This window comes from Enterococcus sp. DIV0970a (genome assembly GCF_051711265.1).
Taxonomy (GTDB): domain Bacteria; phylum Bacillota; class Bacilli; order Lactobacillales; family Enterococcaceae; genus Enterococcus_D; species Enterococcus_D casseliflavus.
On the sequence record NZ_JBIOMF010000001.1, the window covers coordinates 681,414 to 702,710 of the forward strand.

At 40.5% G+C, this 21,297-nt stretch carries 18 protein-coding genes and 2 pseudogenes; 15 read left to right on the forward strand and 5 right to left on the reverse strand.

Translation table 11 applies throughout. The features are described from left to right. Positions 1 to 20 precede the first annotated feature (20 nt). Together IGK14_RS03210 and IGK14_RS03215 are read right to left on the reverse strand one after the other, a co-directional pair. The gene (locus IGK14_RS03210; protein WP_005225272.1) at positions 21 to 1,448 is read right to left on the reverse strand and encodes an APC family permease; all 1,428 of its coding nucleotides are present in this window, start codon (positions 1,446 to 1,448) and stop codon (positions 21 to 23) included. 559 nt (positions 1,449 to 2,007) lie between these two features. Then, a complete protein-coding gene (locus tag IGK14_RS03215) occupies positions 2,008 to 2,547 on the reverse strand; it encodes a hypothetical protein (RefSeq protein ID WP_154694165.1) in 540 nt (179 codons plus the stop codon). Positions 2,548 to 2,687: 140 nt separating this feature from the next. Here IGK14_RS03215 and IGK14_RS03220 point away from each other — a divergent pair, with 140 nt between their 5' ends. From IGK14_RS03220 to istB, 10 genes and pseudogenes are all read left to right on the forward strand, one after another. Further along, the gene (locus IGK14_RS03220; RefSeq protein WP_010747567.1) at positions 2,688 to 5,165 is read left to right on the forward strand and encodes a vitamin B12-dependent ribonucleotide reductase; all 2,478 of its coding nucleotides are present in this window, start codon (positions 2,688 to 2,690) and stop codon (positions 5,163 to 5,165) included. Between the two features lie 86 nt (positions 5,166 to 5,251). After that, a complete protein-coding gene (locus IGK14_RS03225) occupies positions 5,252 to 5,641 on the forward strand; it encodes a DUF4430 domain-containing protein (protein WP_010747568.1) in 390 nt (129 codons plus the stop codon). A gap of 538 nt (positions 5,642 to 6,179) precedes the next feature. Beyond that, positions 6,180 to 6,668 (forward strand): AAA family ATPase, encoded by a 489-nt coding sequence (locus tag IGK14_RS03230; RefSeq protein WP_010747569.1) that lies wholly within the window; start codon positions 6,180 to 6,182, stop codon positions 6,666 to 6,668. Between the two features lie 392 nt (positions 6,669 to 7,060). Beyond that, complete coding sequence (locus IGK14_RS03235) at positions 7,061 to 7,312, forward strand: type II toxin-antitoxin system Phd/YefM family antitoxin (protein WP_081117239.1); 252 nt, start codon at positions 7,061 to 7,063, stop codon at positions 7,310 to 7,312. Positions 7,313 to 7,347: 35 nt separating this feature from the next. Next, entirely contained in the window at positions 7,348 to 7,560 is a 213-nt protein-coding gene (locus tag IGK14_RS03240) for a Txe/YoeB family addiction module toxin (protein ID WP_326848716.1), read from the forward strand. A gap of 661 nt (positions 7,561 to 8,221) precedes the next feature. Continuing rightward, complete coding sequence (locus IGK14_RS03245; protein WP_154694168.1) at positions 8,222 to 8,470, forward strand: AbrB/MazE/SpoVT family DNA-binding domain-containing protein; 249 nt, start codon at positions 8,222 to 8,224, stop codon at positions 8,468 to 8,470. Further along, positions 8,471 to 8,788: a type II toxin-antitoxin system RelE/ParE family toxin gene (locus IGK14_RS03250; RefSeq protein WP_154694169.1), complete on the forward strand. Its 318-nt coding sequence runs from the start codon at positions 8,471 to 8,473 to the stop codon at positions 8,786 to 8,788. 275 nt (positions 8,789 to 9,063) lie between these two features. Then, positions 9,064 to 9,492 carry a DUF3324 domain-containing protein gene (locus tag IGK14_RS03255; protein WP_154694170.1) on the forward strand — a complete coding sequence of 143 codons (429 nt, stop codon included), beginning with the start codon at positions 9,064 to 9,066 and terminating at the stop codon, positions 9,490 to 9,492. A 165-nt stretch (positions 9,493 to 9,657) separates the two neighbouring features. After that, positions 9,658 to 10,895, forward strand: a pseudogene (gene istA / locus IGK14_RS03260) (IS21 family transposase). Continuing rightward, a complete protein-coding gene (gene istB, locus IGK14_RS03265) occupies positions 10,885 to 11,625 on the forward strand; it encodes an IS21-like element helper ATPase IstB (protein ID WP_154694637.1) in 741 nt (246 codons plus the stop codon). The pseudogene istA and the gene istB overlap by 11 nt, the downstream one beginning before the upstream one ends. Before the next feature lie 21 nt (positions 11,626 to 11,646). Here istB and IGK14_RS03270 read toward each other — a convergent pair whose 3' ends face one another. Together IGK14_RS03270 and IGK14_RS03275 are read right to left on the reverse strand one after the other, a co-directional pair. Beyond that, positions 11,647 to 11,820, reverse strand: a complete 174-nt coding sequence (locus IGK14_RS03270; RefSeq protein ID WP_010747574.1) for a hypothetical protein — start codon at positions 11,818 to 11,820, stop codon at positions 11,647 to 11,649. Then, positions 11,820 to 11,906 (reverse strand): annotated as a pseudogene (locus tag IGK14_RS03275) (resolvase); the annotation flags it as partial. The gene IGK14_RS03270 and the pseudogene IGK14_RS03275, both read right to left, overlap by 1 nt. 87 nt (positions 11,907 to 11,993) lie before the next feature. Here IGK14_RS03275 and IGK14_RS03280 point away from each other — a divergent pair. The 5 genes from IGK14_RS03280 to xylB all read left to right on the forward strand — a co-directional run bounded on the left by IGK14_RS03280 (position 11,994) and on the right by xylB (position 19,787). Then, positions 11,994 to 12,626, forward strand: a complete 633-nt coding sequence (locus tag IGK14_RS03280; protein ID WP_195907750.1) for a YitT family protein — start codon at positions 11,994 to 11,996, stop codon at positions 12,624 to 12,626. A 329-nt stretch (positions 12,627 to 12,955) separates the two neighbouring features. After that, the gene (gene xylA / locus IGK14_RS03285; protein ID WP_010747576.1) at positions 12,956 to 14,260 is read left to right on the forward strand and encodes a xylose isomerase; all 1,305 of its coding nucleotides are present in this window, start codon (positions 12,956 to 12,958) and stop codon (positions 14,258 to 14,260) included. A 73-nt stretch (positions 14,261 to 14,333) separates the two neighbouring features. Continuing rightward, a complete protein-coding gene (locus IGK14_RS03290) occupies positions 14,334 to 16,277 on the forward strand; it encodes an alpha-glucuronidase (RefSeq protein ID WP_096742304.1) in 1,944 nt (647 codons plus the stop codon). A 465-nt stretch (positions 16,278 to 16,742) separates the two neighbouring features. Continuing rightward, a complete protein-coding gene (locus tag IGK14_RS03295; RefSeq protein ID WP_081117180.1) occupies positions 16,743 to 18,272 on the forward strand; it encodes a glycoside hydrolase family 43 protein in 1,530 nt (509 codons plus the stop codon). An 18-nt stretch (positions 18,273 to 18,290) separates the two neighbouring features. Further along, entirely contained in the window at positions 18,291 to 19,787 is a 1,497-nt protein-coding gene (xylB, locus tag IGK14_RS03300; protein WP_096742306.1) for a xylulokinase, read from the forward strand. Positions 19,788 to 20,014: 227 nt separating this feature from the next. Here xylB and IGK14_RS03305 read toward each other — a convergent pair whose 3' ends face one another. Further along, a complete protein-coding gene (locus IGK14_RS03305; RefSeq protein WP_010747580.1) occupies positions 20,015 to 21,184 on the reverse strand; it encodes an ROK family protein in 1,170 nt (389 codons plus the stop codon). Positions 21,185 to 21,297 lie beyond the last annotated feature (113 nt).

Below are 21,297 nucleotides of genomic sequence, written 5' to 3' on the forward strand. Positions count from 1 at the left end.
CCTCTTTTTTGAGGGAATGATTATTTTTTATTTACACGTTTCGCAATGATCGGCAAGATCAAGCCAATCAAAAGAAAGGCGATTGGCGTAATGATATTTAAGGCCAATTGGAAGAACCAAGCTTGCGGATCTGCCGCATAATCAAGCTTAGGAACCATCCCTAAAATGCAAGCAAAGGCCGTGAACAAGAAGCACCATAAGCCGATCCCAAAGCCAACCTTGGTGTTTTTCACGAATTTATAATCGGAAGTAAAGCGATTGGCGTGTTTGTTGACTAGCATAAAGGCTAAGAAGACCCATAAGTAACGCAATGGCATGACAACTGAATTCAAGTTCAGCAACCAACGATACAGTTCGGTCATATTGCCGATTCCTAGTGCTGGAATAATGATCAAAATGCTGACTAGGATACCAGTCATAATATACCCATTCACTGGTGTTCCTTTTTTGTTTAGTTTTGCTAAGCCATTTGGTACAAATTCTGAATCAGCATCAGACAATAATATTTTCAATGGGGCATCAATTGAAAATGCCAACGCAGAAATTTGCGCTAACGCATTGGCGATGGAATAAAGAATGACAAAGAAATTGCCGATTCCGTAGAAGTTTCCTAGTCGTTGAAAGGCTTCATAAGCGCCGTTGACCATCAAATCTTCTGGAATATGGTTGGCATCAAAAAGCATCCCCATAGCAATCGAGCCGAGCAAGGCACATAACGCCACCATACCGGCTAAAAAGATCATACCTTTTGGAAATTCTTTGGCAGGATTTTTTGTGTTATTTACGTAAGGCGAGATTTTTTCACAGCCACCTACCGCAAATACCAGCATCGAGATCGTGGTTAAATAGGTAAAGTCAAATTTAGGGATATAGGTTGAAACAGATGACATGTTTGGTGTAGCAATTTCAGCACCAGTCATTGCTGGAGCAGTGACTGCTAAAAGAATAAAAAGAATCGACATCACGAACATGGCTGTTCCGGCGATGTTCCCAATCATTTTTAAGGTCGTCAATCCTTTAGAGGCAATCCATAAAAAGAATAGAAAAATAGCTAAACAAATCAACGAGACTTCCATGGAGCCCATCGTTGATACAAATGTACCATTTCCTTTAAATAACCAACTTAATGATACTAAGATTCCTTGGGGTTTTTGTGCCAAATAAGGCACGTGAACGACCCAATAAGTCCAAGCAGCAAAAAAAGCCAACCTCTTTGTTGAGGTTTCTTTGATCCATGAAGAAACCCCACCACTTGACTCTTTGAAGGTCGATCCTAACTGACCAACACTTAATGCATAGGGTACAAAATAAAGAGCCATAATTAATAGCCACGAAACAACAACAGTCAATCCTTGTTGAGCGTAGTTGTTTACAACATTTCCCAGTCCCCAAACAGAGACGAACGCCATCAGCGCAATATTATACCAGCGTAATTGTTTCTCATTCATCGCTTTCTCCTTCTTAAAATGATTTTTCTGACTGGTTAAAATAGAGCGTTTTTTGAAATTTAGTGAGAAAAAAATTTCTTTCCATAAGCGCTTGATCACGATCAAGTTTCTTATGCATTTTTTCACAAATGTCAAAGGTCAAATTGAATAAAAAAATTTCATTTGCTTCTTTTTATCCAGTCGTTGATTTTCCATAGTTAGGATAAACCTCTGAATTCTTTTGGTCAAGAAAAATTAAATTGTTATTTAAAAAAAATAATAAATTTCTGATGATAGCAAAAGCAAACATCATCATTCATTAATAATCTGAAAGAAATCCAACTACATTCGGTCAAGTGCACGGATGAAAGAGGGAGTGTTTCATTCAAATGAATGGACGTATAAAGATGGAAGAAACCCTTTCGAAAGGCTTTTCACTGGTGCTTTTAGGATAGATTTTTAAGCAAAGGAAACAGGAGAGTAGTCGTAGTTTTTTTGTTTTTTTAAGAAAAATTTTACGCGAACATTCTTTCAAAGAAACACGTAAACAAAGTTAGCCGAATGCTTCGTTCCATCGAAATCACTCGTTTTTTTTCGCCAATTTATAGGAGGTGGGTGTTATTCGCTCAAATACTGGCCATAAAAGCAGATAAAAGACGAAGTTTCCGCTGGCATGGAAGAAATCGAACAGTAGTCCTTGAAGGTAATAGGCAAGAAACGAAGGAAACTGATAAAGCAAAACTTCCATCAACGAAACGATCAAGCCATAAAGAAGTCCGCAAAGAAAGGCAAAGAAAGCTTGCAATAAGCGGTTTTTCTTGATGATCGGTATTTTTCCAAACTGATGAAAAAGAATGATGGTGATAGTAAGTGCAGCCAATTGACTGATCGTCCAGGGACCCATGCCTAGATAGATATTTGTTCCGAGCAAACTTAATAAGGCAATCACCAACGCATCGGATAAACGGTAAGAAAAAGCCACTAAAAATAAAAGGGCACTCATAGGCTGAATGTTAGGGATAAAGACAAAAACTAACCGTCCAACGATACAAGCCGCAGTGATCAGTGCTAAATGAGAAATTCTTTGGATAGAAAATATCTTGGTTTGGGGAGGAAGCATGAGAATCGCCGTCTTTCTAATTGATAATCATTCTCATTATACATGGAAAATAATAAAATTCAAGATTGAAATACACATTATATAGTACGATAATAAAAAACGAGCACAATATGTTGTGTTTTAGAAGGCGAGGGAAAGAAATGGAATACAAAAAACAAACGATTGAGAAATTGAACGAGGATATCAAGTTGTTCCAAGAAGTTTCGGCGATCACACCAGAAATGACCCAAACATTTGAGGGAATCGCTCGTTTGATTATGCTGGATCGTTATTCATACAAGGATCAAACCCATCAAACATTGCGTAAGGATGATTTGGTGATTTTGACAACGAAAGCTGATCCTAAATATCCTGCGCGAGGAATCGGTGTTGTGAAAGCAATCGATGGGGAACTAGTCTCTATCGAAGTGGAAGAGGCCTATCGCTCAGCGTTAGAAGATATTGATGAACAAGCCAATGGACTTGTTAAAAGAAGAAAAAGTGACATTGAAAAACCGTTAGAACTCTTTTTTGAGCAAGTGGCGCATCGTGTAGCCAAAGGGATTTCTGCCAACGAGTCCCATGACCAGGAGCACTTCTTTGAGGCGTTTTACCAACAAATCGTGGCGCAAAACCTAATTCCCGCAGGCAGAGTACTTTATGGAGCAGGAACAAATTCTCAAGTTACCTACTTCAATTGCTTTGTGATGCCTTTCATCCATGATTCCCGAAAAGGGATTGCTGTTCATCGACAAGAAGTTATGGAAATCATGAGTCGAGGTGGCGGGGTTGGAACCAATGGGTCGACTTTGCGACCAAAATCAAGTGTGGTCCACGGTGTCAGTGGTCGGTCTTCTGGGGCAGTTTCTTGGTTGAATGATTTGGCAAACTTGACGAACCTTGTCGAACAAGGAGGTAGCCGCCGTGGAGCGCAGATGATTATGATGGCAGATTGGCATCCAGATATTTTTACGTTTATTCTTTCTAAAGTTCAAAATCCTGCTGTATTGCTTCACCTGAAAAAAACAGTCACGAATGCAGCAATCAAACAACTGATCAATGAAAAACTGCAATTTGATCCTTTGACAAAAATGGAAGAAAGAATGTTCACTTATCTAGCGCAACTGCCTGAATCGTCAGATAAGGAACATAATGACATGATCCAAAAGGCAAAAGAAAAATTGCGCATAGGTGGCAGCTATACGGTAAAAGAAAGTGATTTCTTAACTGGTGCGAATATTTCAGTCTGCTTGACAGGAGAATTCATGGAAGCAGTGAAGACAGATGGGTGGTATGAGCTGCGCTTTCCAGATATTGACAATTATTCAGAAGCAGAGATGGCGCAATATGATGCAAAATGGGCGGAAGTCGGGGATGTGCGAGAATGGGCAGCTGCTGGTCATAAAGTCAAAACCTATCAAAGAATCAAAGCTCGTGAGTTATGGGAGTTGATTACTTTTTGTGCAACGTATTCTGCTGAGCCTGGTATTTTCTTTATCGATAATGCCAACAAGATGACGAATGCTACAGCATACGGACAAAAAGTCGTGGCAACCAATCCGTGCGGTGAACAGCCCCTAACCCCTTATGCCGTCTGTAACTTGGCAGCCATCAATCTCGCAAACATGGCGGATCGCCAGAAAGGCACCGTTGATTTTGCCAAACTAAAAGAAACCGTGAAAACAGCAGTTCGTTTCCAAGACAATGTTATTGACGCAACGCCTTACTTTTTTGACAAAAATGAGCAGCAGGCGAAAGGGGAAAGACGTGTTGGATTAGGGATCATGGGCTTGGCAGATTTATTGATCTACTGTGGGAAAAAATACGGATCGGCAGAAGGGAATCAATTCGTTGATCAAATTTTCGAGGCAATGGCAGTCACTGCCTATGAGGCATCCATTGAATTGGCGAAAGAAAAAGGCAGCTTTCCCTTCCTGATTGGAAAAAATGACCAAGAGACGCAAGCGTTGCGGAAGAAATTTATCGATACAGGATACATGAAAAAAATGCCAGCGCACATCCGCGAAGGCGTGCTGCGAATCGGTATTCGCAACTCTCATCTTTTGACTGTTGCGCCAACAGGATCGACAGGCACGATGACGGGAGTTTCAACTGGTTTAGAACCTTACTACTCCTTTTCTTATTTTAGAAGCGGTCGACTAGGTAAGTTTATTGAAATCAATGCGGAAATCGTTGACGAATACCTGATGGATCATCCTGAACGAACCAAAGCGGAGTTGCCGGCATGGTTCATTTCCGCTATGGAGTTGACACCCGAAGAGCATGTCGGTGTGCAATGCACCATTCAACGCTGGGTGGATAGCTCCATTTCAAAAACGGTCAATGCACCAAAAGGATATACAGTAAGCCAAGTAGCCAAGGTTTATCGAGATCTTTATGAAGGAGGAGCCAAAGGAGGGACCGTCTATGTAGACGGCAGCCGAGATTCACAAGTACTTACCTTAGAAGCGGTTGAAAATGAGCTGACCGCACAAGTTGAACCGCTGCCTGTCGTTCAAGTAGATGAACCCGTCGCCTCTGGTAAAATCTGTCCCATCTGCCATGAAGGAACCATTGAGGAAATCGGCGGCTGCAGTACCTGCACAAACTGTAAAATCCAATTAAAATGCGGGCTCTAAGAAAAACGGGATTGATAAAATAACTCTTATCCGCATATTGGATAGAAAAACGATTAGTATTTTGACTATTGGAGAGGAAGAAATAGATGAAAAAAGTATTTGTCGTATTCATGCTAGTGAACACACTACTCGTCGCTACAGGATGCCAACAGGTAAGTGTAACGTCAGAAAGCACGCAGCAAAGTTCCTTGAAGCAAGAACAAGGAACAGCTACGATCGTCATCCAAAATCAAGAAGCTGTGACCTCAAAAGAAGTAACGTTCCGAGAAAATGAGTCGCTGCTGGAAGTAATGAAAGAAAACTTTGCGATCAAAGAAAAAGATGGCTTTATCACTTCGATTGACGGCATCAGCCAAGATCAAAAAGCCAATCTATTTTGGGTCTATACCGTCAATGACCAAATGACCGATAAAGGGGCACAAGAGTTGTTTTTAAAAAACAATGACACTATCACATTTGATTTGAAAGCATTCTGATTTGTTTGATTCTAAGGATCTTTACTGGTACAAAAGAACTTGCCCATAAAGATCTTTATCTATACAGATAGACTCTTGCGTTGATTTTGGAGGCAGTTTTGCACTCAAGTTCTACTCAAGAGTCTATTCTTGTTTTTCTATCAGAGTTTGGAGTGGTGGCTTATTTTATTTTAAAATTGGAATAATAGAAATAAAGATACCATTACATACATAAGTTTTAGCCATGATGTTTCTTTCGTATTTTGGCTTTCGTTCCTATTTTTTGTAGAAAATAATTTTTTTATAGTAGAGTGGAAATGGACAAAAATTTGATTTATCCGTTAGCTTAAGTGGCTAACGCTTCTATTCTCTAATATATGATTTTACTTACTATTTTTCTTGCGATTGTTTCCCAATCTGCTTGTTGTTCATAAAAACAATGTTATCATTGTATCATCAGATGTGGGTGGCGAACAGTGGTCTAAAACACGAGCGTTGATTACAAATAAGGTTTTTTCGTTCTCTTTGTTTATTGTTCGAAAAAGGTAGGAGGAGAATAATGGTTGAGGTACTTTTGATGTGTGGCGTTAGTGGTGCAGGCAAAACCACTTACTCAAAACAAAAAGAGCAAGAAGGCTATGTAAGACTAGCAATAGATGAATTGATTTGGGAAGATTATGGCGTTTATGGTGTTGATTACCCTTCGGAGAAATATGCAAAAGTTTCTTCATTATCTTCAGTTAAATTGAAAGAGCTTACAGTGAAGGCTGTTCAAGAAGGAAAAAACGTAGTTGTCGATTCTAGTTTTTGGGCTAAAAGTCACCGAGACGCTTATAGAGAACTACTGGCAGCATATGATGTGACGATTAAAGTAATCTATCTAAAAGCTGATTATGATACTTTACGAAAACGATTAGCGATCAGAAATAAAGTCCAGACTGCAAATTCCGCTTTTCCTATTACAGAAGAAATCCTTCAACGTTTTTTTTCAGGATTCGAAGAACCGATAAATGAAGATGAAGTAGTGATTGAGCAAAAGAATAAATGAAGTAGCATCAAAACGTTTTTTACTCTTTTTCAATACAGTTAGTCTTATTCCTGTGCAGGACACGAAGGACAGTCATGCTAGAAGCAAAATAGTGATTGGCAATTTCTTTTCTTGTTGCATTCTTCGATTAATAAACGAATCAAAAAGCAAGCCGCTGAAGACAAAATGACTATGACAGCTGTTAAAGACCAAGAATCAATACATGAAACCGCCCATTGGATAAATAGGACGGCAAACAGTAAGCACCTTGAGCAATCGAAACCACAAGTTAAGTCTCAAAAAACGATTACTACAAGATATGAAGAATTGTAAGAAAAATTAAGTATATTCACTCTCTTTGTTAACGTACGTTATAATATGTTTAAGATATTTAAAGAAAAGGAGGAGAAAACATGGAAGTAATTACACCAACAAATGCAAGAAAAAACCTTTATGAAATCATTAAGCATGTTGTGGCTGACAGTCAACCTGTAGAAATTGCGAATACAAAAGAGCAAGAAAGCGTCATTATGATTAGTAAGAGCGATTGGAACTCCTTACAAGAAACACTCAACTTACAAAATGTGGGTGTACTTGATCGGATCAAACACTTTGAGAATGAAGAGAGTGAAGATTTAGGTGAAATAGATTGGGATACAATGTAAAGATCAAAAAGAATGCTCGCAAAGATTTGTCTAAATTGAAGAGTATCAATCTAACTAGTAAGTTTGATGAACTGATCAAAGTTAAGGAAAATCCTTTTCAAACACCGCCACCTTACGAAAAATTAACAGGATTACCTTACTGTTCAAGGTGTCTCAATATCAACCACAGGTTGGTATACAGCGTGGAGGAAGAGTGTAAAACGATCACGATTCTCTCTGTTTGGTCACATTATGAACGTGGACTATGATATGATAAACTATTTCGACTCTTTGTCAATAAGTCTAATGGTAATAAGTCAAGCTGAAGATTGAGAATATTTTTATTGTGTAACCTGTTTTGAAGCGCACTTAACTAGCCCCGGCCAAAATCAATTTTTTTCGGAGTATTTCAAAGGTTTGCGTCAATAACAGAATGTTATTTATCTATCACGCTCCTTGGTGGCGTGTATAGTTGATGGTTACGTAGTAGCGTATCCACCAGACGCAAAAATATTTGAGAAACTCTGGCAGTTAGCTTCAAGTGAACAAAGAGTAAGATCTGACAATCTGTTGTCCTCCTCCCATACTGGTGACTGGACCTATAAGGAAAAGAAATGCTTGCTTTGGCTGTGCTAATTAGATATGGATACTTTTGAAACGTTTGAAGTGATCCTTCACTCGGTTCGCTTGTTTTGCTATATATTGGTTGTCCCAGAGCCATTCTAAGATCATTTGAAAAAATACCACTGGATAAATCCCCTTAGGTACTGCTTCAGAATGCTTTGATGTACATATTGCCAATGTTTGAGGTACGGGATCAACGGTGCGAGAAGTTCCCCTTTTCCTAAAGCGGAACAAACAGGTTAGTAATTTTCGTTATAACCTGTTATAATGAAATGGGTGCAACAGTAGAAAAGGAGCGTGAAATGTATGCGATCAATTAAAGTCCGTAAGATTGGAAACAGCGTAGGAATTATTTTGCCTAAGGAACTTGGTTTGAAGAATGGAGATACTCTTCAAGCAGAAAAGGAAGGGAACTTATTTATTTTGGATACAACTCAAACAGCTAAGAATCATGATAAAAAGCTGATCGAGGAAAGTTTTAAAGACTTTGAAGAAGGTTTGATCGTAACTGAAACCGAAATGAGAGAGAATTTCGGAAAGTATGGTTGGAGTTAAGTGAAAGAATACACACTAGTTTATTCCCAGAGTTTTCAGCAAAGTTTATCAAATTTAATAACTGAATGGGAAAATGAGTTGCTGCTTTCACAAACTAGCATCAAAAGATTTGTAGGAGCGATACAGAAGGCGCTAGAACTTACTAAGACGTTCCCGAAAATGTATGAGGAAGTTTCAAAAATATACGGTATGAAGACTACAACTTATCGAATTGTTATCGGCAAAAGTTATGCTCTTTTTTATCGGATTGATGACGAGAAAAAAGAGATTCTTGTAGGACGTATTTTCCAGTCTAAACAGATGAGACTAGACTTTTGAGCGTCTTAGTCGTTTTGAATATATTCGATTATTTCAATTACCTTCTGACTCGATTGTCCAAAGTAGATAGAATTGTTTCTTAATGTTTGGATCAATTCCTCCACCGGAGTTTTGGAGTACGGCAGTGATTTAAATCTTCAAAGAGCTTTTAGCTTGGGGTATTTGGGAGTATGTTCAGATAAAAAGGTGTCAGAAACTTAATGGTTTTTGATCCTTTTACTATATTAAAATATTGAAGAATAAATTATAATGAAAAAATTTTATCTTTAGAATCAATGGCTATTGAGAACACACTGTCTCATGTTATGGGTCTTGTTGTATCGAATAAGCGAGAGCAACTTTCTCCCGAGCTAGATTTCTTAGATGTCTATGCGGACCAATTAAACTTTAGAAATGTGTTCAGTGCTCGGATCCAAAATCAATCGGGGACGTTTGTTAATCAGTTAGAGGTTATTGCATCAATTTATAATGAAGATCAAACAGAAAGCCTCTATTCCACAGAGGCATCAGGAATGCAAATGGTGCCTCACTCCAATTTTGCCTTTCCAATTCCTTTGAATGGTGAGTCATTTGTCCCAGGTAATTATGTTCTTCATCTACAAGCAAATTCTGGAGAATTGAAATGGGAGTGGACGAGATCATTTGAGGTAGATGATCATATATCTAAGACATTTAACCGACAAGATATAACTATTCCTAGCTAAAATAAATACTGGGTATTAGTTTCTATTTTTCTTGTTATACTATTACTTTTAGTGCTTTTTATGTTAACGGCAACGATAAAATGTAGGAAAATGGCAATTTAAAATTGTTGGTTTTCCTACATTTTTGTATGCTCTTCTTATCCCAAATGAAACGGAGGTTCAGGGATGAGAAAAGATATACGCGAAGGAGTGATGATCTACGTGATCAACGAAATCAAACCGAACTATGCCGCATTAGCCAAACAATATGACTGTGATTATCGAACAGTCAAAAATGCATACGAAGAAGCTAAGGGTGAAACGTCCACACCTACCCCGCGCAAGAAACGTCCAAGCAAGTTGGATCCATATAAAGAAATTATCCAAGACAAAGTCAAGGGGCATTGTAGTGCCTACAGTATCTTCAAATTTATCGAACGCAAAGGATTTGACGGGAGCTACAGCCTAGTAAAAGCTTACTGTCGCGAGTTCAAACAAAAAAAAGTGCAAAAGGCCACCATTCGTGTCGAGCATAACCCGGGACTTTCCGCCCAGGTTGATTGGAAGGAAGATATGCGCTTAATCAGTAATCAAGGAGAAGTTTTTGAATTTAATATCTTCTTATACGTCCTTCCTTACTCGAAGAAAAAATTCATTACTTTAACCTTTGACCGTAAGCAAGATACCCTGTTTGAATGTCTGGATGATGCCTTCTATCACACCGGTGGTGTGCCAAAAGAAATCTGGTTCGACAATATGAAGACGGTGGTTGATCATTCTCGCAGTCAGTTTTCAAAAGCGCATTTCAACGAACGCTTTTATGCCTTCAGTAAAGACGCCAGCTTCACGCCAATTGCCTGTCGTCCCTTTCGACCACAAACAAAAGGATGTGTAGAAGCGTTAGCCAGAACTGTTGATCGACTGAAGGTCTATAACCATGAATTTTATGATACCGTAGAGCTATGTCATCTAGTGAATGACCTATGTTCTGAGTTAAATAGTGAAGTCTCCCAGGCACGGACCAGACGCCAGATGAGCGTTGGTGGACAAACGAAAAAGAGCACCTACATGAATTACCGAAAAACCTTTTGAATCCTTATTTTGAGGACTTTATTAGCCGTAAAGTCACGAAGGAAGCCATGGTCGTTTTCCGTAAATGCAGGTACTCTGTAGATCCTCGCTATATCGGTAAAGAGGTTGAAATCGAGCTCTCCGACAAGGAAGACCAAGTACAAATTCATTATAACGGAGAACTGATCCGGTCGCATCCCTTAACGAAAAAACAATTGAACTATCATGAGGAGGACTATTTCCAAATCCTAAAGTCAGATGTCATGAGCCATAAAGAGGACGATGACATCAGAGCTTATACTCGCGAAAGTCTAAAACAATATGATTTGGTGGAGATTGCTGATGAAGAATAGCCATTATCAAGAACTGATGACCAACCTAGAAACGCTCGGTTTGAATCACATGCGGGAGTATGTTCCCAATTATATCGAGGTTGCCAATCGAGAGGAGCTTTCCTTGACGGAAGCTCTTCTGGAATTAACGCGAAAGGAAGTCAATCATCAACATAACCAGAAAATGAATCGCGTGATAGAGCGAGCGCGCTTTCCTAAACGGACCAGTCTAGAGGAATTTGATTTTACCTTCCAGCCAAGTATTAATAAACGTGAACTGCTGGATTTAAAGCACATGGGTTTCGTAGAAAAGCATGAGAACCTGGTCTTTATTGGGAGCCCAGGAGTTGGGAAAACGCATCTAACGATTGCCTTAGGAATTGAAGCCTGCCATCAAGGGTACCGGACTTTATTCATCCCTTGTCATGAGCTTCTTTTACGCTTACGAGCTGCCTATGAGAAAGGCACGCTTGAGCGAGTACTAAACCGATATGCACGATATGATGTGTTGATTATTGATGAGATTGGCCATCTACCGATACAAAAACAAGAAGCCGATTTGTTCTTCCAGCTTCTGGCCATGCGTTATGAACACCGCTCTACGATTATTACGACAAATATCGTCTTATCTCGATGGGGTGAATTGTTTCAAAGCCCAGAAATCGCGGCAGCGATCCTTGACCGACTGGTTCATCATGTCAAAGTGTTCAAGATTACCGGCAAGTCTTATCGTATGAGAAATAAAATCTAAACTGGCGATTGCCGACAATTCCTATTGCCGAAAACCTACATTTTTATTCTGCCCAAAACCAAAGGTGATAAACGTTTCATCTGTAAATAGTGGGTCTTTGATCTCAAAATAACCGTCTTTTTTGGTGCTTTGTTTTAAAGCACTTGCGTAGGCTAATGCCTGGCTTGGTTTTTCAGCTAAAATAACCGTACTCATTAACTATCCCTCTTTTCTTTGTTTTTTCTTTGATCTACTGTCACGTTATATCTTGCTCGATACCTTCTAAACGTTCGACGATTGATTCAGTTTTGTGAAGAGTACAAATTGGTGAAATAAGGCTGGTTACATTCATCAACAAAAATAACTTATCTGTTTTGGAGGAAAATACTGTGTTAAAAACAATTAAACCCCGCGCACTAGCGATGGTGATTTTGGGGAGTACAATCTTATCTTTTGGCTTATTTAATATCCATTCCTTCAGTGGTGTGACTGAAGGTGGTGGTCTGGGGCTGACCCTGTTACTAGATCATTGGTTTCATTTGTCACCAGCAATCACTGGGTTCATCTTCAATATGTTATGTTATGCGGCTGGCTGGAAAATATTAGGGAGAGAGTTCATATTTTATTCCATTGTCGCTTCTGTGGGTTTTTCTGCTAGCTATAGTCTTTTTGAAGCAATCGGACCTTTTTGGCCCCATATCGGTGATACGCCCCTTTTGGCAGCAGTAGTAGGAGCTATCTTTGTCGGGGTTGGCTGTGGGCTTTGTGTTCGAGCAGGTGGTGCCCCGGGTGGAGATGATGCTATGGCCATGAGTATTGCCAAAGTTTTTAAAATGAAAATTCAGTGGGCCTACCTTGCTAGTGATTTGGTCGTCTTGGTATTGTCTTTGAGCTATATTCCCTTGAATCGCATTGGTTTTTCATTGCTGACAGTCATACTTTCAGGACAACTCATCGGTATCGTACAAGAATTTCATTTGCCAGCTTGGATGCATCAGGAAAAGCCGGCTAAGGTGGAGTAATCAACTTTTCTAGCAAGCTTAAATACAAAAGCGTAAAGGCAAGCAACCTTGAAAGAGGGCTTGCCTTTTTTTAGACTTGGTATTATAAAGTTTTCACAAGTGAAAACTCCATAATACCAAGTCTACAATCCGGCTGATTCTCCGGTAGCAAGGCAATCTTGTTTTCTAATTAATAGGAGGGGATGAAGGTAGCTATGGGAGTAGCGCATTTCTTTAAAAAAACTGAAAAAAAGATACGTGAAAGCGGTTGACATTAAAAAAAGGTTGCGCTATTCTTTAATAGAGTTAGTTAGTTTAACTAAACAACCTATTTGATGGAGGGATTTTCAATGAGTTATTTTCCAAGTATCGACAAGATTCAATATGAAGGCACAGACACAAAAAATATGTTTGCATTCCGCCACTACAATCCAGATGAAGTAGTGATGGGCAAAAAAATGAAGGATCATCTTCGTTTTGCCATTGCTTATTGGCATACAATGACTCAAGATGGTTCGGATCCATTTGGTAATCCAGTCAACCAACGCCCTTGGTTTGGTGAAACGCCAATGGAAACTGCCAAAAATCGGGTAGAAGCCTTCTTTGAAATTTGCGAAAAATTAGGCGCAGAATACTTCTGTTTCCATGATGTAGATATCGCACCAGAAGGCGATAGCTTAGAAGAATTCTTTGCAAATGTTGATGAAATTACTGACTTGATCAAAGAAAAAATGGATCAAACAGGGATTAAATTGCTTTGGAACACTGCCAACATGTTTTCTAATCCACGTTTTGTTAACGGCGCGGCTTCAACAAATAACGCTGAAGTTTATGCGATTGCTGCAGCACAAGTGAAAAAAGGCTTAGACATCTCCAAAAAACTTGGCGGTGAAAACTATGTCTTCTGGGGTGGCCGTGAAGGATACGAAACTTTACTGAATACCAACATGAAACTTGAACAAGACAATATAGCTCGTCTTTTCAAAATGGCGATTGCTTATGGTGAAAAAATTGGTCACAAACCACAGTTCTTGTTGGAACCAAAACCAAAAGAACCTTCAAAACATCAATATGACTTTGATGCAGCGACTACGATGGCCTTTATCCAACATTACGGTTTAGAAGGCGACTTCAAGTTGAACTTGGAAGCGAACCATGCTACTTTAGCTGGTCATACATTTGAACACGAAATTGCAGTGGCACGTTGCTACGATTCATTGGGTTCATTGGATGCCAACCAAGGGGATGTTTTATTAGGTTGGGATACGGATGAATTCCCTACCAATGTCATGGACGTGACTTTGGCGATGTACGAAGTCTTGGAAAATGGCGGTATCGCTCCTGGTGGGATCAACTTTGACTCCAAAGTACGTCGTTCCGCTTTCGAAGCAGAAGACTTGTTCTTGGCTCATATTGCTGGGATGGATACTTTCGCTCGCGGTTTGAAAAATGCAGCGAAATTAAAAGAAGATCGTTTCTTCGATGATTTGAAAGAAGAACGCTATGCTTCCTTTAACGAAGGCCTCGGCGAAAAAATCATGAAGGATGAAGAAGACTTGGAAAGCTTATACGATTATGCTGTTAGCCATGAAGATCCAGTCCTGAAATCTAGCCATATCGAATATGTGAAAAATATCTTGAACGATTATTTATAAGCCGTTTAAATGATGAGGGGTCTTCTTAGGCCCCTTTTCTTGTACAAAAAATTAATGAAGGTTAGGTGGACTGATGACTCGCGATTTATGTTGGTTACGAAAAGTAGCCAGTCATTATTTTCAACATTTCTCATTGCCTGCGGATGATTTAGTGGCAAGAAGTATTCGCCGAGAAGTAGGCACATTACTGAATTTGACAAAAGAAGTAGCAAGTGAAGGGGACTTGGCCTTTTCACTTGTAACAGAAGAGTGTTTGGGAAGGGAAGGCTATCGAGTAAAAGGGGAGCAAAATCATGTTGCTATTCAGAGTAATACGACAAAAGGCTTACTCTATGGCTTATTTGCCTTGTATGAAAAATTGATATTGGGAGAAGCTTTCACTTCTTTTACAAGTGTGCCAGACCAAGCGCTACGGATGATTAATCACTGGGATAATATGGATGGAACAATTGAACGAGGCTATGCCGGAGATTCCATTTTCTTTAAAGACAATGAATTTCGTAAGGATTACCAACTGATTGAGTCCTACGCTCGTCTTTTAGCATCTGTGGGAATTAATGCTATCTCAATTAATAACGTGAATGTTCGTGGTGCAGCCAAAGCCCTCATTTGCGAGGAGCATTTTGGCGAATTGCGACTTATTGATGAAATTTTGGGCTCTTACGGAATTAAGCTATACCTTAGTGTGAACTTTGCCGCCCCTAAAGCGATTGGTGGTTTGGAAACAGCGGATCCTCTTGCTAAAGAAGTCATCGCTTTCTGGCAAGAAAAAATTGATGCTTTATATCGTTATATTCCTGATTTTGGGGGCTTTGTAGTGAAAGCGGATTCAGAAGGGGAACCAGGGCCTTTTGCTTATGGTCGTGGGCATGATGATGGGGCCAATATGTTTGGCAGGCTATTGCAACCTCATGGTGGACATTTGGTATGGCGTTGTTTTGTTTATAATCATCAGCAAAACTGGCGGGACCGTAGCATTGACCGTGCCAAAGCAGCGTATGATCATTTTATGCCTTTGGATGGGAAATTTGTTGAAAATGTTAGCCTACAAATTAAGCTTGGCCCACTGGATTTCCAAGTGCGAGAGCCCACTTCTCCTTTGTTGAGTGGGTTGCGAAAGACCAATCATATCATTGAGTTTCAATTGACTCAGGAATATACGGGGCATCAAAAAGCCGTTTATTATCAATTGCCCGTGTGGAAAGAAGCATTGGATTTTGATTGTCGCAATGAAGACGTACCAGGCCAAGTGAAGGAATTATTGAAAAACACTTCACCACAACCAGCTTACAGTGGTATTTGTGCCGTAGGAGTGGTGGGCATGTCAGAAAACTGGACTGGCCATAAGCTGATGCAAATCAATCTCTATGGTTATGGCAAACTGTGTTGGAACAATCAGCTGACCACCCAAGACTGTGCCCAACGTTGGATTGGCTTAACTTTCGATTTAGCTGAGGATCAAACGAAAAAGTTGGCAGATCTTTTGGTGACTTCTCGGGAAACCTATGGCATGTATACAGCCCCTCGAGGTGTCGGTTTTATGGTGACGCCAGGAACCCACGATGGGCCCAATATCGATGGTTATGAATATGATCGGTGGGGAACGTATCATTTTGCTGACCATCTGGGTATTGGCAATGATCGAACAACTTCAGGAACGGATTACGTGTCACAATATGCGCCAGCTATCCGAGATTACTTTAATGACTTAACAACTTGTCCCGATGAGTTGTTGTTATGGTTTCACCATGTACCTTACACGCATCGACTACACAATAGCAAAACCCTGATTCAAGACATCTATGATACGCATTTTGAAGGTGTTAAACGAGTTGAGGACTATCAAGCTGTTTGGGAAGAAATCGGTCCTCATGTTGACCAGAATTCTTATCAAAATGTCAAAGAGTTGCTGCAATGGCAACGAGAACTGGCAGTGGAGTGGCGAGATCAAATCAATACTTATTTCTGGCGAAAATCGGGTATTGCCGATCAAGCAGGGCGTAAAGTATATCCATAAAGTTACGCTTATAAAGGGTTCTACGCTTTCAAGCCTTGAAAAATAAATACGAGGCCATCTGACGCGGGATATACGAAGGTTTTGAGGTAAAAAAGAACTTTAGTCTTTAGAAAATAGTATGACGGTAGCTAAACTAGCCCTGTCAAAAGAAAAACGAATTTTTTGTCTGTCGGTTTCGCTATAACCTGATGAAGTTGTTGGGGGGCGAGACCGACTTTTTTTAAGGAGTAAAGGGTTCGTGCATAGTTGTTCATTAGTGGTTAATAGACGGATAGTGGTGTAGCAAAAAAAACAAAAAAATTGTTCTGTAAGCGGTTGACTTGTGTCAAGAGGTGTTTTATCATTTAGAAAGTTAGTAAAGCATACAAACTGAACTAGCTGACTCATTTTAATAGCGCCTTATTTCAGGGATGCTAGCTGGTGTCCCTCTTCCTTAGCAATTAAAAATGAGAAACGAGGCTAACCATGAATACTTTTACTAATCCAGTTTTGAAAGGCTTTTCTCCAGATCCAAGCGTTTGCGGGGTAGGAGAAGATTTCTATTTAGTGACCTCGACGTTTGCTTATTTTCCAGGTGTTCCCATTTATCACAGCAAAGATTTGGTAAATTGGACACAAATTGGCAATGTCTTAGAGCGGGATAGCCAGTTGCCTTTAGACCAGGCGGGGCATTCCCAAGGGATATTTGCACCTTGTCTTCGTTACCATGAAGGAACTTTCTATATGATTACCACCAATGTTACCCATGGTGGCAACTTTGTGGTGACAGCAACCGATCCCAAGGGGCCGTGGTCTGATCCCTATTATTTAGAAGATGCTCCAGGTATTGATCCCAGTCTATTCTTTGATGAAGATGGACGTTGTTATTATGTAGGCACGCGCCCGAATCCAAAAGGTGTCACTTACAATGGTGATTGGGAAGTATGGTTGCAAGAACTTGATCTAAATACCATGCGTCTGATTGGTGTGAGTACTTCTTTGTGGAAAGGTGCTATGCGAGATGTAGTTTGGCCTGAGGGACCACATCTTTATAAAAAAGACGGCTATTATTATCTGATGATTGCGGAAGGGGGAACTGGCTTTAACCATTGTGTGACGATTGCTCGAAGTCAACAAGTGGCAGGGCCTTATTTGGGAAATCCCAATAACCCTATTTTGACTCATCGACATTTGGGTAAAGATTTTCCTGTTTGCAATGTCGGGCATGGGGATTTAGTAGAAACGACAACAGGCAAGTGGTATATGACTTGTTTGGCTAGTCGAAACTATGAAGGTTACAGCAATCTTGGACGTGAAACGTTTCTCGCTGAAGTTGTCTGGGAAGACGGCTGGCCGGTAGTCAATCCAGGTCATGGGCAGCTGTTAGACGTCCAAGAACATGCACTGCCCCTCAGTCCAGTCCCAGAAACAAGCCAGTTTTCATTGGCTGAAGAAAACGTTGCCTTTGTCTATTTGCGTAATCCGCATCCTGCTGATTACAATCGGACTGTTCGTCCAGGCTGGTTGCGATTGACACCCGGGGAAGCGACTTTATCAGATGTGGCTTCACCCACTTATATTGGGTTACGACAAAAAGCGATGAATTACCATTTTCGTGTCGATATCCAACCATCCTTGGCCAAAGGGGAAGCATGTGGCTTGGCGTTGATTCAAAGCAATGACTACCATGTACGTTTGGAAATTACCGAAACAGAAAATGGCTATCTAGCCCAGCTTATCCGTACTCTAGCTGGCGTAGAAGAAACACTAGGGAGGACGACCTTTACCGGTGATCGTTTCGTATTGCAATTTACCGGTGCGTTGCAACAATTGACAGCCAAGGTAATTGTAGCTGAAGAAGAACATCTTGTCGCAGAAGCGGTGGCTATTCATTATTTAAGTACAGAAATTGCTGGTGGTTTTGTAGGCTGTACAATGGGTCTATATGCTACCAGAACAGCACCACAGGCTACAGGATATGTGGATGCTTATCAAATTGAACACCAGGTCAATTAAGAGAAGGGAATAATCGCTATGAAACAAATTTTAGGCTTAGATCTCGGAACGAGCGCGTTAAAAGGACTCCTTTTTGATGAGGGCGGGAACCTGCTAGCATCAGCAGATAGTGCTTATCCTTTAGATACACCACAAGCTGGTTACAGTGAACAAAATCCGAATCATTGGCAAAAAGCAGCGGAAATTGTGATGACAAAACTGTTGGATTTTCGTCCAGATATGAAGGATGCGTTGGTGGGGATTAGTTTTTCCGGTCAAATGCATAGTTTGGTGTTATTAGACGATGCCAACCAAGTTATTCGTCCAGCAATTTTGTGGAATGACGTACGAACAACCAAAGAATGTCAAGAAATCATGGCAACTTTTGGGGACCAATTGTTAGCCATTACGAAAAACGTGGCTCTCGAAGGATTTACCTTGCCTAAAATTCGTTGGGTTCAAAAAAATGAACCAGCCAACTGGGAAAAAGTGGCTCATGTGATGTTGCCAAAGGATTATTTGGCGTTTTGGCTGACAGGCCGATATTCGATGGACTACTCTGATGCAGCCGGTACATTGTTATTGGATGTAGAAGAAAAAGTTTGGTCAGCGGCTATTTTGAAACAGTTTGATATCGATGAAGCGGTCTTACCAACACTACATGAATCAGCTGGATTAGTCGGCAAGATAGTACCAGAATTGCAATTGAAATTTGGTTTTACCCAAGAAGTAGCGATTTTTGCTGGTGGGGCAGATAATGCCTGTGCTGCATTGGGAGCTGGGATTATTAAAGAAGGCTTAGCGATGGCCTCTATCGGAACAAGCGGCGTCTTCTTGTCTTATGAAGCAGATGAAACAGTGGATTATCAAGGAAAACTCCATCTCTTTAATCATAGCGTCAAAGACAAATTGTATGGGATGGGCGTGACTTTGGCCGCCGGAAATTCATTGAGCTGGTTTCGGGATACCTTTGCGCCAGAAGAAGATTTTGCGACCTTATTAGCGGATGTGGGGACTGTGGCAGCTGGCTCAGATGGGCTGTTGTTCACTCCTTATATCGTAGGGGAACGGACACCTTATAGTGATGCCAAGATTCGTGGCAGTTTTATTGGCATTGACACTCATCATCGATTGCGCCATTTTGGCCGTGCAGTTTTGGAGGGCATCACTTTTTCTTTAAAGGATTCTCAACAAATCATGGCAGATACGACGGGGCGCCATTTTAAACAGATTGTCTCCGTTGGTGGTGGGGCGAAAAACCCTGATTGGCTGCAAATACAAGCAGATATTTTCGATGCTGAAATCTTAACGTTGACTACCGAACAAGGTCCAGGCATGGGAGCTGCCATGTTAGCAGCTATCGGAGCGGGATTATTCCCAGATGCTGAAAGTTGTGCCGAGGTTTTTGTGCACTATGACAAACACATCATGCCTGATCCACAACAAGTAGCGAAATATGCGAAAATTTATGAGATTTATCAAGATGTTTATCCCCAAACTGCACCAATCTGTCATCGTTTACTGACAGAAGAGTAAAAAAATGCCTCATTGCCTTGAAAGGTAAATAAGACATCGGATAATCAGCAAGTCGGCTGATTACTCGATTGCTTTCTTTAAAAAAACGATGGAACCGTATTCGTTTGCCCTGGATAGCGGAAGTTTCATGATGAATGGTAGCTAGTAAGCTTGGGACAAAAAGACTTATAGCCACTTAACATCGTAAAAATTGCTCATGGGTTTCGCCATGAGCAATTGGAAGAAGCCTACTTTTTAAGCATTCCTAGTCTTAAGTTTTGGATTTTTAAAAAGTGGGAAGTAGCCTGGGCAATGCCACCGTATAGCGGGGCATGATCCCCTAACAGGCTCGTCTGAATGGTGATACTTTGCGTAAAACGAGAGACCATTTTTCGACGTATCCGGGGAAGAAGATCGGGAATTTTACGATAGACAGAGCTATTGACGATCAATAACTCAGGATCTTCTGCCACGATGATATTGTTTAGGCCGATACTTAAATAGTCAACATTTTCTAGGGCTAGACGGATGGCATCCACATCACCGGCATTATAGGCGGCTGCAAAAATATCAGAATTAACAAAATCCAAGTCTTTTAATTTGGCAAAAGTATCAAATAACACTCTGTTGGAGGCATATTGTTCGAGACAGCCCTTATTACCACAAGGACAGAATTTGCCATTAGGGAAAAGCGTGCTGTGTCCTAATTCTCCAGAGAAGCCATGGGAGCCAGATTGTAAAGAACCATTGGCTACTGTGCCAGCGCCAATTCCGCTATGAATACTCAGACTGATAATTTTTTGGTAGTCGCCAGTTGTCATAAAGCAGTATTCCCCGACAGCATTAAGGTTGGCTTCGTTTTCTACAAAGACCGGCACACTGAAAAGTTGCTCTAGGGGTTCTTTGATATCCAAGCCAGACAAATCGTAGTAAGGAGTAAAGGTGATGCGGTTATCGTTGACAATCCCGTGGATGGCCAATGAAATCCCCACTAGACCATGGGGCGTCACTGGGGCCTGACTTAAAAAATTGGTGATAATGCTTTGAACAGTGGGCAAGATATTTTCGCTATTGATTGGGGTATTTTTTCTTTCTTCGAGGCGAATCACTTCCCCATCGAGATAAGCCAACATCCCTGCCACATAGTTATAGCCCACATCAAAAGCAAGCGCCAATCCGCAGCGTCCATTAAAGTGCAGCTGAATCGGTTTTCGCCCCCCCATCGAACTAGCGTTACCGATACCAACTTCTTCTACGATATCGTTTTCAATTAGGTTTTTGATAATTTGCGAAACCGAGGCCTTATTTAGATTGGTTAAAGTGGAGATGTTGGCTCGGGAAATATTTTTATTTTCAATAATCGCTTTTAGTACAGTCGCTTCATTTTGCTCACGAATGTCAAGTTTATTAATAATCATGGACAATCCCCTTTTTAAAGTACGTCTTAGAGTTAGTATACTGTGCAAATTAACTGATTACAACTGAAAAAAGGGGGATTCATAAGGTTTTGTAACAAATGTTAGCCAATTAT

Coding starts and splice junctions, on each gene's coding strand:
- xylA (WP_010747576.1), top strand. CDS start 12,956: ATGAGTTATTTTCCAAGTATCGACAAGATTCAATATGAAGGCACAGAC.
- istB (WP_154694637.1), top strand. CDS start 10,885: ATGAAGAATAGCCATTATCAAGAACTGATGACCAACCTAGAAACGCTC.
- IGK14_RS03305 (WP_010747580.1), bottom strand. CDS start 21,184: ATGATTATTAATAAACTTGACATTCGTGAGCAAAATGAAGCGACTGTA.
- IGK14_RS03290 (WP_096742304.1), top strand. CDS start 14,334: ATGACTCGCGATTTATGTTGGTTACGAAAAGTAGCCAGTCATTATTTT.
- IGK14_RS03235 (WP_081117239.1), top strand. CDS start 7,061: ATGGAAGTAATTACACCAACAAATGCAAGAAAAAACCTTTATGAAATC.
- IGK14_RS03295 (WP_081117180.1), top strand. CDS start 16,743: ATGAATACTTTTACTAATCCAGTTTTGAAAGGCTTTTCTCCAGATCCA.
- IGK14_RS03255 (WP_154694170.1), top strand. CDS start 9,064: ATGGCTATTGAGAACACACTGTCTCATGTTATGGGTCTTGTTGTATCG.
- IGK14_RS03210 (WP_005225272.1), bottom strand. CDS start 1,448: ATGAATGAGAAACAATTACGCTGGTATAATATTGCGCTGATGGCGTTC.
- IGK14_RS03245 (WP_154694168.1), top strand. CDS start 8,222: ATGCGATCAATTAAAGTCCGTAAGATTGGAAACAGCGTAGGAATTATT.
- IGK14_RS03215 (WP_154694165.1), bottom strand. CDS start 2,547: ATGCTTCCTCCCCAAACCAAGATATTTTCTATCCAAAGAATTTCTCAT.
- IGK14_RS03230 (WP_010747569.1), top strand. CDS start 6,180: ATGGTTGAGGTACTTTTGATGTGTGGCGTTAGTGGTGCAGGCAAAACC.
- IGK14_RS03225 (WP_010747568.1), top strand. CDS start 5,252: ATGAAAAAAGTATTTGTCGTATTCATGCTAGTGAACACACTACTCGTC.
- IGK14_RS03270 (WP_010747574.1), bottom strand. CDS start 11,820: ATGAGTACGGTTATTTTAGCTGAAAAACCAAGCCAGGCATTAGCCTAC.
- IGK14_RS03220 (WP_010747567.1), top strand. CDS start 2,688: ATGGAATACAAAAAACAAACGATTGAGAAATTGAACGAGGATATCAAG.
- xylB (WP_096742306.1), top strand. CDS start 18,291: ATGAAACAAATTTTAGGCTTAGATCTCGGAACGAGCGCGTTAAAAGGA.